The 12,623-nt window shown below is 40.7% G+C and carries 7 protein-coding genes; 5 read left to right on the forward strand and 2 right to left on the reverse strand.

Annotated features, from left to right (window positions below; translation table 11 throughout):
* Position 1: 1 nt before the first annotated feature.
* Positions 2-4,516 (reverse strand): glutamate synthase large subunit, encoded by a 4,515-nt coding sequence (gene gltB, locus ABFX33_RS09855; RefSeq protein ID WP_346085828.1) that lies wholly within the window; start codon positions 4,514-4,516, stop codon positions 2-4.
* 305 nt (positions 4,517-4,821) lie between these two features.
* On the opposite strand from gltB, the gene ABFX33_RS09860 reads away from it, so the two are divergent.
* The 4 genes from ABFX33_RS09860 (at position 4,822) to ABFX33_RS09875 (ending at position 8,582) form a co-directional block, all read left to right on the forward strand.
* A complete protein-coding gene (locus ABFX33_RS09860) occupies positions 4,822-5,919 on the forward strand; it encodes a mandelate racemase/muconate lactonizing enzyme family protein (protein ID WP_346085830.1) in 1,098 nt (365 codons plus the stop codon).
* A 258-nt stretch (positions 5,920-6,177) separates the two neighbouring features.
* Positions 6,178-7,158 (forward strand): deoxyhypusine synthase family protein, encoded by a 981-nt coding sequence (locus tag ABFX33_RS09865; RefSeq protein ID WP_120261519.1) that lies wholly within the window; start codon positions 6,178-6,180, stop codon positions 7,156-7,158.
* A gap of 128 nt (positions 7,159-7,286) precedes the next feature.
* Positions 7,287-7,922, forward strand: a complete 636-nt coding sequence (locus ABFX33_RS09870) for a hypothetical protein (RefSeq protein WP_257094029.1) — start codon at positions 7,287-7,289, stop codon at positions 7,920-7,922.
* An 84-nt stretch (positions 7,923-8,006) separates the two neighbouring features.
* On the forward strand, positions 8,007-8,582 hold the full coding sequence (locus ABFX33_RS09875; protein ID WP_346085832.1) for a non-canonical purine NTP diphosphatase: 576 nt from the start codon (positions 8,007-8,009) through the stop codon (positions 8,580-8,582).
* 100 nt (positions 8,583-8,682) lie between these two features.
* Here ABFX33_RS09875 and ABFX33_RS09880 read toward each other — a convergent pair whose 3' ends face one another.
* Entirely contained in the window at positions 8,683-11,187 is a 2,505-nt protein-coding gene (locus tag ABFX33_RS09880; protein WP_346085834.1) for an OstA-like protein, read from the reverse strand.
* A gap of 99 nt (positions 11,188-11,286) precedes the next feature.
* Here ABFX33_RS09880 and tilS point away from each other — a divergent pair, with 99 nt between their 5' ends.
* The gene (tilS, locus tag ABFX33_RS09885; RefSeq protein ID WP_346085836.1) at positions 11,287-12,618 is read left to right on the forward strand and encodes a tRNA lysidine(34) synthetase TilS; all 1,332 of its coding nucleotides are present in this window, start codon (positions 11,287-11,289) and stop codon (positions 12,616-12,618) included.
* The last annotated feature ends 5 nt before the right edge of the window (positions 12,619-12,623 follow it).

Below are 12,623 nucleotides of genomic sequence, written 5' to 3' on the forward strand. Positions count from 1 at the left end.
TTTATGCTTCAACTAATTTTTGACGAATGACATTTTTGTATTCCCTAGGGAACACTTTTATAAATTTACTTTTCTCCCGGGCCCAGTTCTGTAAGATGAAATCTGCTCTACGGCTATTGGTCAACAATACATGGCGTTTCAATAACGCTATGATCGCAGTTTCATCTTCACTTTCCAATGGATCCAAATCAACCATCTCCAGGTTGCAGTTTTCGCGGAAATCATCGTTGATATCGTAAATCCAAGCGATACCACCGCTCATTCCAGCCGCAAAATTGCGTCCTGTTGGACCAAGGATCAGTGCACGACCACCAGTCATATATTCACAACCGTGATCACCTACCCCCTCGACGACAGCGGTAGCTCCCGAGTTACGAACAGCAAAACGTTCACCCGCTTGTCCATTGACGAATAGGTGTCCTGAGGTAGCTCCGAATAATGCCACATTTCCGATGATGATGTTATCTTCAGGTACAAGAGCACTTTCTGTTACCGGATAAATAGCCAATTGCGCACCTGATAAGCCTTTACCAACATAGTCATTTGCTTCTCCCTGCAATTCAAAGGAGAGTCCTTTTGTTGAAAATGCACCAAAGCTCTGACCTGCGGATCCCTCAAATTTGAAATTGATGGTGTTATCAGGTAATCCTTCAGATCCGTATAATTTGGAAATCTCATTGGATAGCATTGTTCCGATAGTGCGGTCGGTATTTTTTACTTTGAAAGTTCCAAAGACTGGTGTTTTACTTTCTAACGCTAGCTTGGATTGTTTCAATAATCCCCAATCTAAAATCATGGCCATGCCGTGATCTTGTTCTTCGGTATTGTATAATGATTGTCCTGGTTCATTGCGTTCAACATGAAGGATATCGGTAAAGTCGATTTTCTTTGCTTTCCAATGGTCGATATTTTCACGTTTTTTCAGGAACTGCGCACGACCTACCATCTCGTTGATGGTACGGAAACCAAGGTATGCCATGGTCTCACGTACTTCTTCAGCAAGGAAGGTAAATAAGTTGACGATATCTTCGGGTTTCCCAGAGAAAAGTTTACGTAATTCAGGATCTTGTGTAGCGACACCGACGGGACATGTATTTAAGTGACATTTGCGCATCATAATACAGCCGCCAGCGACCAGTGCAGCTGTGGATACACCCCATTCTTCGGCACCTAATAGGGTTGCAATAACAATATCTCGACCAGTTTTTACCTGTCCATCGGCCTGTAAAACGACACGGCTACGCAATTTGTTTTTCACAAGAGTTTGATGTGCTTCGGCAAGACCAAGTTCCCATGGTAATCCGGCATGTTTGATCGAACTGATCGGAGATGCACCTGTCCCGCCGTCAAAACCTGCGATGAGGATAACGTCAGCATGCGCTTTAGCAACACCAGCGGCAATCGTTCCTACACCGGCTTTAGATACCAATTTTACGTTGATCCGCGCTTGGCGGTTGGCATTCTTCAAATCGAAGATCAATTGTGCCAAATCTTCGATGGAGTAGATGTCATGATGTGGTGGTGGAGAAATCAGACCAACGCCAGGTGTGGAGTGTCTGGTTTTCGCAATCCAGGCATCTACCTTAGGTCCTGGTAGTTGACCACCTTCTCCCGGTTTAGCACCCTGTGCCATTTTGATCTGTAGTTCGTCGGCTTGTGTCAAGTAATTGGATGTTACCCCAAAACGGGCAGAAGCGACTTGCTTAATTGCCGAACGCATGGAGTCACCATTCGGAAGTGGTTGATAACGCAATTCATCTTCTCCACCTTCACCGGTGTTTGATTTTGCACCGATGCGGTTCATCGCAATGGCAAGGGTACTATGCGCTTCATGGGAGATAGATCCAAAGGACATCGCACCGGTCGCAAAACGTTTTAAGATTTCACTTGCTGGCTCAACTTGCTCCAATGGAATGGAATTGCGGTGTTTAGCAAAATCCAATAGCCCACGAAGGGTAAACATATGTTCTTTCTGTTCGTTGATCTTGGTTGCATACTTTTTATAGCTAGCATAGTCTCCGGTCCGGCATGCTTGCTGCAATAAGTGAATAGTATCAGGATTCCATAAGTGACCTTCGCCACGACGTTTCCATTGATAGATACCACCTTCTGGCAGAAGATTTTGTGGCGTACGGCTTTTTTCAAATCCACGCCAGTGTTTAGATAAGGCTTCCTTGGCAAGATCATCCAGTGTCATACCACCGATACGAGATACAGCGCCGCAGAAGAATTTATCAACAACAGATTTGTCGATACCAAGTACTTCAAAGATCTGTGCTCCATGATAAGATTGTAATGTTGAAATCCCCATTTTGGAGAAAATTTTCAGCAAGCCATTGTTAACTGCTTTTACGTAGTTTTTGGATAGCTCAGGCCAAGTAAGTTCGGTATCTAAGGTATTTTGTTCCTTCATGGTACGAATACTTGCTAGTGCCATATATGGGTTGATTGCAGTAGCACCGAATGCCAATAGGCAGGCAAAGTGGTGTACTTCCCAAGCATCGCCAGCTTCGACGACTAGACCGACAGCACCACGGTTACCGGTTTTGATCAGGTGGTGGTGAACTGCTGATACAGCAAGCAAAGAAGGGATTGCAGCGTGTTTGGAATCTATGGCACGATCCGAAAGTATCAATACCTGAAAACCATCACGTACAGCATCATCGGCATATCTGCATAGACGCTCTAGACCTGCTTCCAGCGAACCCGGCTTTCCGTCTGAACGGAAATAGGACTGAATGGTTTTTGCCTGAAATAATCCGGTATCAATAGAACGCAATTTTTCAAGTTCTTTGGATGTGAGGATAGGATGAGGCAAGGTCACGCAGTGACAGAATTTTTTGTCTTCGATGAGGATATTTCCAGCGTTACCAATAAAAGTTGCCAAGCTCATCACCAAACGTTCTCGGATCGGATCGATTGGAGGGTTAGTTACCTGCGCAAAAAATTGCTTAAAGTAACTGGAGATATGTTGTGGTTGATCAGAAAGAATAGCCAGAGGAACATCCGAACCCATTGACCCTGTTGGTTCGTATCCTGTTAATGCCATTGGCGTCAGGATTGTTTCGAGGTCTTCTCTTGAGAAACCAAATGTCTTTTGATATTTGAAAACGGATTCTTTGGAAAGATAGGTATAGGTGACACGAGGTTCTTCCAGTTCTTCTAACTTGATTTTATAGTTATCCAACCAATCACTATAAGGTTGTTGGTTGATCAATTGATCTTTTACTTCATCGTCTGTCAAGATGCGACCTTGCTCCATGTCGACGAGAAATATCTTGCCAGCCTGTTGACGGCCTTTTTTAATAATGGTTGATTCTTCGATTGGAAGTGCGCCGGCTTCGGAAGCAACGACAACACGGTCATCCGAGGTTACTGCATAACGTAATGGGCGTAAACCGTTGCGGTCTAGTGTTGCCCCGATATGTTTACCATCTGTAAAACATAGTGCTGCAGGTCCATCCCAGGGTTCCATTAAGGTTGCATGGTACTCGTAGAATGCACGTTTTAACGGATCCATTTGGGTATTGCCATCCCATGCTTCGGGTACTAACATCAACATGACGTGTGTCAGGCTACGGCCACTGTGTAAAAGAAGTTCGGCAACATTGTCGAGACAGGCTGAATCCGACTGACCTCGATCAACGATAGGAAGCAGAATTTCCATTTCGTCTTCAGTGAAATAAGGTGACGAAAGGGCACGCATTCCAGCGTAAAACCAATTGAGGTTACCTGTTAGGGTATTGATTTCACCATTATGAGCCAACATACGGAATGGTTGTGCTAGTGACCAGGACGGAAAAGTATTGGTCGAGAAGCGTGAGTGTACCAATCCAAATGCGGATACCACACGCGGATCGCGTAAATCAAGATAATAGGTGCCGACTTGGTATGTTGTTAATTGACCTTTGTAAATAATAGTTTTGCAAGAAAGCGATGCAAAGTAAAGTGGGAGAGGGTATTCTTGTTGTTGTTTAACTTTTTGAATGATCAGGCGACGTAGCACAAAAAGTTTGCGTTCAAATTCTTCAGTGTTTGAAACTCCGTCCGGTCTACTAACAAAAAACTGGACGATTTCAGGTTCTGCACTGAGCGCTGTTGGTCCAATACCTTCACGATTGACTGGTACTGGACGATAGCCAAGGAATTTCATACCCCTTTCGACTGCCGCTTCCTCAATCAAGTCCCGACATATTTTGTTCATGCCTTCTTCTTTCGGAAGAAATACCATTCCTGTTCCATAATACCCTGGTTCCTCTAACTGTATTCCTAAGCTGATACATTCTTCCCATAAAAATTCGTGTGGCAGTTGAATCATGATACCAGCTCCGTCTCCACTTTCGGGATCACAACCACAAGCACCACGATGCTCCATGTTCTCCAACATGGTCAATGCGTCTTTTACTTGTGCGTGTGATTTATTCCCTTTGATATGGGCGACAAAGCCTACTCCACAGGCGTCATGCTCAAAATTAGGGTCGTAAAGGCCCTCCGTTTTCGGTCTTTGTTGAATCATCTTTCCTTTTCAAATATTATACATTGCTAATATAGGAATAAAAATGAATAAAATTATAAATATTCTAATAAAAATGCATTTGTTTTGATTTTATCGTTTCTTTTTATCTATTTTATTACTGATATCATATTTATTGTTTTAGGATGTAAACCTCATCTTTCATTTCTTAATAATGCATCACTTGGCGATAAATTTTAGGTAGGTATTGAAAAAGCATCGTATGATTGCAATAATATGTATAAATTAGGCAAAGTATTGCAGGCTGTTTGCGCTGCGTCAACATGCCTTAATTTATAGACACTAAGATGAAAATAACTGAAATTGAGATCTACAGACTAAGTATTCCGATGGAACCATTTGTTATCGCAACTGGAACCATGGATTATGCGCAAAATACCTTTATACGCATACATACCGATACGACTATTTACGGCGTCGGGGAATGCTCTGCCTTTCCGATGATTGTGGGAGAAACACAGGATACCTGTCTGGTTTTGGCACGTGATTTTGCCAAGATCTGGAAAGGAAAGGACCCGCTGGCCATCGATGATCGATTGGCTGAGCTAGATTTGTATATCGCAGGAAATCGAACCATCAAATCTGCTTTTGATATTGCATTGCATGATTTAGCAGCCAAACATGCTGGTATTCCACTTTATCAGTTTTTGCGTGGAGCTAAACGGGAGATAACAACGGATATGACATTGGGTATAGCCTCTCCGGAGGAGATGGCAATAAAAGCTAAGCGTCTACAGGAAGGGGGAGCTGTCATGTTGAAAGTAAAATTGGGTAAGGATCCGAAAACAGATGTGGCTCGTATCCGTGAAATACGTAAAGCGATAGGATTTGAGATGCCTATTCGGATAGATGCAAACCAAGGTTGGTCTTATGAAGACGCGGTAGAAGCCTTACAGGGGCTAGAACCGTTTAAAATTCAATTTTGTGAGCAGCCAATGCGGACCTGGAATGATGAATTGTTGCCGCAATTGCGTACAGAGACGATCGTCCCAATTATGGCTGATGAGTCGGTTTATTCGCATCATGATGCGGAACGACTTTGTAAAGCAGATGCTTGTGATTATATCAATATCAAGTTTTCTAAATCAGGGGGGATTCAAGAAGCCTTGAGAATCAATAAAGTCGCAGCAGAGTACGGTATTAACTGTATGATTGGTGGGATGCTGGAGTCTCGCTTAGCATTGGCCGCAAAAGTCCATTTCGCCTATGCGGCTCCCAATGTCAAGTTTTTTGATTTAGATACCTGTATGGTTGGTCATCTGGAAGACCCTGTCGTTGGAGGGATACAATATGATGGATACAAAATCCATATTTCGGATGAACCGGGTATCGGTGGGGATATAGACCAGGCATTTTTGGACCGTTGTGAGAGATGGATGATTTAACTTTTATGCAGAAGGTATGAATAGTATGAACTGGGGGATAGGTGGCCAGGAGATTGCCGTCCTTATTGTTATTGTCATTTTTTTAGTGGCTGCATATTTCTTCTTTTCAAGACTACTGAAGAAGTAGAAATTGTCTGTTTTTTTACATTTGTTAAAAAATAAGCAGTTAATAGCTGTTTTGGTGGGAGAGGGAACCTGAAATAGATAATATTCAGTACCTTTGCCGTACTTATTATTTTATAAAAGTTAGAAAATATTATGAGTACTCAAAAAGGACCTATTTCTCAATTTATTGAGCATAATTACCGTCACTTTAACGCAGCGGCATTAGTAGATGCTGCAAAAGGTTACGAGGAACATCTTTTGGATGGTGGAAAAATGTTGATCTCTCTTGGAGGTGCAATGTCTACTGCTGAATTGGGTGTTTCTTTGGCAGAAATGATCCGTCAAGATAAAGTACACTTTATTTCTTGTACTGGGGCTAATTTGGAAGAGGATGTGATGAACTTAGTTGCTCACTCACATTACAAAAGAATCCCAAATTATAGAGATTTGACAGCGGAACAAGAAAGAGAATTATTGGATAATCACTATAATCGTGTAACAGATACTTGTATTCCAGAAGAAGAGGCTTTCCGTCGCTTGCAGAAGCATCTTGAAGATGTATGGCATGCCGCAGAAGCGAAAGGTGAGCGTTACTTGCCACATGAATTCTTATATCAAGTAGTTAATTCTGGTGTATTGGAACAATATTATGAAATTGATCCAAAAGACTCATGGATTGTTGCTGCTGCTGAGAAAAACTTGCCGATTGTATGTCCGGGATGGGAAGACTCAACTACAGGTAATATATTCGCATCAAATGTGATCAAAGGTAAATTGAAAGCGAGCACCGTTAAATCAGGTATTGAGTACATGATTTATTTGACAGAATGGTACCGTAACAATTCCGCTGGAAAAGGCGTAGGTTTCTTCCAGATTGCAGGTGGTATTTCCGGTGATTTCCCAATCTGTGTAGTGCCAATGATGTATCAAGATTTGGAGTGGGAAGAAGTACCTTTCTGGGCTTATTTCTGTCAAATTTCTGATTCAACTACTTCTTATGGTTCTTACTCTGGAGCAGTTCCAAATGAAAAAATCACTTGGGGTAAATTGGATATCGATACGCCTAAATTTGTTGTAGAATCTGATGCTACAATCGTAGCACCTTTGATTTTCTCTTATATCTTAGGACATTAATCTTTTCGATATACGAAAGGGAGTGAGGAACGAAGAATTTGTCTCTGGCAATTTCTTTATTCTTTACTCCCTTTTTCTTTTACTCTTTTCTTCTTTATCTTTACATGCTACTATTTCCTTTTCGAACAATGAGCAATTTAACAACAGATAATCCTGTCGCCCTACAAGCCTTGATGGATGAGACGATTTTTGCCAATGGCTTTGATCTTCAATCAGAGCAGGAAGCTGTGTCTAAAGCAAAGGATACAGAATATGTCGCTGTTGGAATTCCTGCTACTGATCACCTTGTTAAGCTGTCTGTCACAGACGAAACCATGGGATCAGGTTATCTCGGTAATGAAGAAGGTAATAATGCGCTTGAGGTATTAGGTGGTGAATTTATTTATCAGGGTAGCAAAGATCAGGGAATACTTTTTATCCTGCGCTATGCACAATATCCTTATTTCTCTCCAGCAGCACTCGAAGCATTTGAAAAAACGATTGGCGCTCTAAAATTAACTAAGGAAACTGTAGCGGTGGTTAACTTGGCCAATACGCATAATCCGAACGATTTTAAACAGATTATGCAATTCTTTCAACCGACGAAGATTATTCTATTAGGTGTGGAGCCTGCATCGTTGAAACTTCCTCCGATCGAACATAATTCCTATATGAAGGGGCGCATAGCAACGGTTTTCAATACCTTCAGCTTTGAAGAAATGTTTGCCGATGTCAATAAAAAGAAACTGTTCTGGAACGAGTTTAAAACATTTATTGTTTCTTAACTTTTAAAAACGATTTGTCCCCTCATAATGATTACTATCTTTTAAATAAGAATTTCTACTTTTGGCAATATAAATTTGAAGAAGATGCTAGAACTTGTGTTTGCAACAAATAATGCCCATAAATTGGAAGAGGTCCAAGCAATAGTGGGAGACACTTTTGTTATTAAAAGTTTGAACGATATCGATTGTCAGGATGATATCCCAGAAACTGGAGTTACATTTGAGGAAAATGCACAGCAAAAAACGGATTATTTGGTAAACAAATATGGACTTTATTGTTTTGGTGATGACTCAGGTCTCGAAATAGATGCATTAAATGGCGAACCTGGAGTTTATTCGGCACGTTACTCGGGCTCAAGGGATATGGAAAAGAATATTGATCTCGTCTTGGAAAGACTTGGGGACAACCCCAACCGAACTGCTCGATTTAAAACTGTCATTTCCCTCTATCTGAACGAACAGCAACATTTTTTCGAGGGAAGTATCGAAGGACAGATCACTAAAGAGCGTAGAGGAGTGGATGGATTTGGTTATGATCCGATTTTTATTCCAAATGGGTACGATACAACTTTTGCTGAAATGAGCGCAGATGAAAAAAATGCGATCAGCCATCGTGCGATTGCTGTAGGCAAGCTTGCCACTTATTTAAAAACTAAATAATACTGAGATAAGGTTTGGTCGATTAACTTTATTGTTGACGATAAAAGCAAGCGGGGCAAAATTGATATTTTGCCCCGCTTGCTTTTATCTTGTATACGGACTATTTTACTTCTTTCTTTTTGGACATTTGAGTACTATCTTGTACTGGTCGTGCTGATGGTTTTAGATTCGTTGAATCCTGTTTAACAGTTTTTTTATCGACCGCGGGAGCAATGTCCTTTTTTACTGGAGATTTAGCTGTTGTTGCTTCAGGTTTGGCTGTTTTAGTATTTCCATTTGTCTTGTCTGTAATAACATCTGCCCCAGATTTAGTATCGCTGGCCTTTTTTTGAAGGTTTCCCTTATCCTCTTTAGGCTTGGATTTCATTTTTCCATTGTCCTCGGTTTCCTTTTCTGTTGGAGCGGTAAAAGAGGACTTAGAAAGATCACGTTTCCTATTTAATAGATCATCTTTGGATTTAGGACGGTCCTCAGGACGCCATGTAAAGTTTGGTAAAAATTCCTTGTCCGCCGTAACTTCAGCAATCGGATAGACTTTTCCATCGACTTTTCGGATAGAAACGTATTCTTGAAGTTTATTGTTCTCCATCAGAATTTTGAAACGGCTGCTTCGGTCATGAACGAGTTCTGTCGTTACATTGGTTTTCTCATCAATGTTATAGAAGATATTTTCAGCATTCCCATCAACAAAGAGGCGCTCCATACGGTTATTGGTAAAGAAACTGGTGATCTTCCGTCCTTTAATCTGATTGAACTTTAATGAGTCGCTAGTGGCATTGACCATAAATGCATTTCCAACCAATAGGGAGTTATCCAGCTTCTGATTTTTCACCTGTAGGAATATCGTATCGCCCGATATCTGCGAATTCTCAGCCCACATCATCGGTTTTCCCATTAACCTAAACATCGAATCTTGCATGCCATAATACATCGAGTCGGCAACGGCTTGTAAGTCGGATTTAAATAGTCGCGCATTATAGTAGGCTTTTAGAATCCTTGTTTTAATCGTATCCTGGGATAGGGAATCTCTTTTTCCTTCTTGTGCATTTTTTAGTGCTGCGCCCATAATCTTATCTGATTCCCCGCCTTTAGGAATGATTGCTTTTTTACGCAAGACACTATCGGCTTTCAGGTTTTTCTCAATTTCGATGCGATTTTGATCCCCCACTATTACCGGTTGTTTTTTTGGAATATTCTGCCTATTGGTTGTAACCGTATCTGGTAATTTCTTGCCCACCTTGTCAAGGACTGGTTTCTTGATTTCGTTTTTGTGCAAACTATCTATGCCTTTCTTAAGACTGTCTGCTGCTTGTTGTAGTGTATTGGTTGAGTCAAGATCCGCAGAAATGGAATCTTTATCGCCATAATCGACCTCGTTGTCTTCTTCGATGGCTCCCCCTTCACGGTTTAATTTAAAATCTCGGGCAATATAATCTCGACGGAAGATCATTTGAGAGAATAGGGTGTCAGCGGTCATAAAGACAGAGTCCATTTCGGCGTTTTCCTTTAAATTTTCATCCTTGCCGATGACATTTTTGTTTTCCGTTAAGCTCTTTTTGGAATCCTTATTGGCAACAATTTCAGCTTTATTGTTTTTTTCCTTGCCCTTCTGCTCTTCTTTCTCCGCTTTTTTTAATTCCTTAGCTTCTTTTTTCAGCTCTTTTTCGGACTTTTGCTGCACAGGAGAGAAGGATGAGACCGAATCTTTTTTGGTGGAATCTTTTTTCACCACCGAAACAACCAGAGGTTTATCGGTCATGGTGATGGATTCGTTTTTCCCATTATAGAGTCCATATCCGCCATAAGCATAGAATTTATCCAGGGTGTCTACAAAGACAACGTTTTTCACGGCTTTGCCGATGCCGACTTGTCTGTCATAGAAAAGGCTGTCCCCCTTAAGGAATTTAGTGCCTTCTGTATATAGGTTGTTTTTTGAAAAATAAGCCTGACCAGTAGCCATATGATAACGGCCTTTTTCAGTATATAGATTTTCGCCCTTGTTTCCTTTCATATTCGTAGGGCCATAGAAATCCGTTATGCGGGTGTTGCCATTGTATTTCATTGAGTCTGTATAGACTTTAACATTGGTTGATCGGACAACAACTTTTTGATTAAAATAGGATTCGCCAGTATTTTCGAAATAAGTTGCGCGTTGACTGGTGATGGTGTCACTTCCGGAGAGAATCCGTCCACCACTATAATAGTTTCCAATTTTACTACGCATGTTATACACCAGATGGTCGGTGGTCAATATTGATCCGCTGGTACTAACCATACGGACAGCTCCGGTCAATGTGGCTAACTGCATGGCCGCTTCATAATGCAGTTTATTGGAAAATATCTGTGTGCCATCAGGTTGGGTGATGATTACATTTCCATAGGCTTCAAAGAATTGACGACCCAGTTTATCATTATGTAAATACCCACTGTCAGACGATAGCGTCGAACCAACATGCTCATAAACCGGACGGTAGAAAACAACGTTACCGTTTTTTCCAGTAATAATATGCGACGAAGAAAGTAATTTTAATTCGTCCTGTTTCTGCGCTTGGACCGTCAAGGCAGTTAAAATTAATACAATAAGGGTAAAAATGTATTGTCTCACAAGGGCAAAAATATGGATTTTAATTGCTACTTTATTGGATTTCACAAATTTTAAGATGTGAATTTATCATTCGGACAAAATATACTGTAACTTTGTTATATGAATGTGCTGGAAAGATTAAAGGGATATATTGAAAAGGAGCATTTAATGATGCCTCATGACAAAATATTGCTTACAGTAAGTGGTGGTAAAGATTCGATGTTGATGGCACATTTATTCGCAAAAGCGGGCTTTAGAATCGCTATTGCACACTGTAACTTTCAGTTGCGTGGAGAGGATTCTGAACTGGATGAAGCCTTAGTTAGAAAGTTTGCTTCTGATAATGGAATTCCAATATTTGTCAATCAATTTGATACCAAGACCTACGCCAAGGAAAATCAAATTTCTATCCAGATGGCTGCACGTGAACTACGTTATACCTGGTTTGAGCAGCTTCGGGAAGAACTTCAGTTTGACCGGATTGCTGTGGCCCAACACCTCAATGATCACATTGAAACAGTCCTGTTAAATCTTTCACGTGGAACTGGGCTACAAGGTCTTCAGGGAATTTTACCCTTAAGAGATCGTATCATTCGACCGCTTTTATTTCTCAAAGCAAGTGAAATTGAATATTACGTTCAGGAATATGCCATTGCTTATCGGGATGATCAATCTAACTTTTCGACCAAGTATGCCCGTAATAAGATACGAATAGATATTATTCCTCATTTCAAAAAACTACAACCTGATTTTGAACAGATTTTCGAACAGAATATTACACACTTTAAGGAATCATATGTTTTGTTACAACAATTTGTCGAACCCATACGTAACAAACTTTTTCAGACGACCGGCGATGGTTGGGTGGTGCGTAAGGAAGACCTGGAAGAATATTTGAATAATTTACCTTTATTATACGAACTGTTTTCTGATTTTAATTTTTCAAAAGCAGTGTTAAGTGATTTGCAACAGGCTTGGGCCAAGGAATCAGGTCGTATTTTTCAATCGGATTGTTACAATATGCTTTTGGATAGAAATGAACTTTTTATCAGAGAAAAGGAATTTATATCTTTGGACGAAGCAATAATTACCTCAGAAACATCAACCGTGGAGTGGAAGCAGTATTGTTTCCATGCGGGAGTATCTACTGAGCTTACTATCACCAACAATAAAGAGATCGCAAAACTCGATTACGATCTGCTTGTCTTTCCCTTGACGATTCGTTCGTGGAAGATCGGGGATAGTTTTTATCCTTTAGGCATGGAAGGTCGGAAAAAACTGAGCGATTTTTTCATCAATAAAAAAATCAGCTTATTCGAAAAGGAAAATATTCCCATTGTAGTGAATGGTAATGGCGATATCCTTTGGCTAGCCAATTATCGTATGGATAATCGTTATAAGATTACTAGCAATACAAAAAAAGTCCTTACTTTAGTCTGTAAATGTGATTAAGGCTT

Origin of the sequence: Sphingobacterium ginsenosidimutans (assembly GCF_039536865.1) — a bacterium.
Taxonomy (GTDB): Bacteria; Bacteroidota; Bacteroidia; order Sphingobacteriales; family Sphingobacteriaceae; genus Sphingobacterium; species Sphingobacterium detergens.

Excerpts from the sequence above, each read along its gene's own strand:
- gltB (WP_346085828.1), bottom strand. The coding sequence starts at position 4,516 with ATGATTCAACAAAGACCGAAAACGGAGGGCCTTTACGACCCTAATTTT.
- ABFX33_RS09860 (WP_346085830.1), top strand. The coding sequence starts at position 4,822 with ATGAAAATAACTGAAATTGAGATCTACAGACTAAGTATTCCGATGGAA.
- ABFX33_RS09865 (WP_120261519.1), top strand. The coding sequence starts at position 6,178 with ATGAGTACTCAAAAAGGACCTATTTCTCAATTTATTGAGCATAATTAC.
- ABFX33_RS09870 (WP_257094029.1), top strand. The coding sequence starts at position 7,287 with ATGAGCAATTTAACAACAGATAATCCTGTCGCCCTACAAGCCTTGATG.
- ABFX33_RS09875 (WP_346085832.1), top strand. The coding sequence starts at position 8,007 with ATGCTAGAACTTGTGTTTGCAACAAATAATGCCCATAAATTGGAAGAG.
- tilS (WP_346085836.1), top strand. The coding sequence starts at position 11,287 with ATGAATGTGCTGGAAAGATTAAAGGGATATATTGAAAAGGAGCATTTA.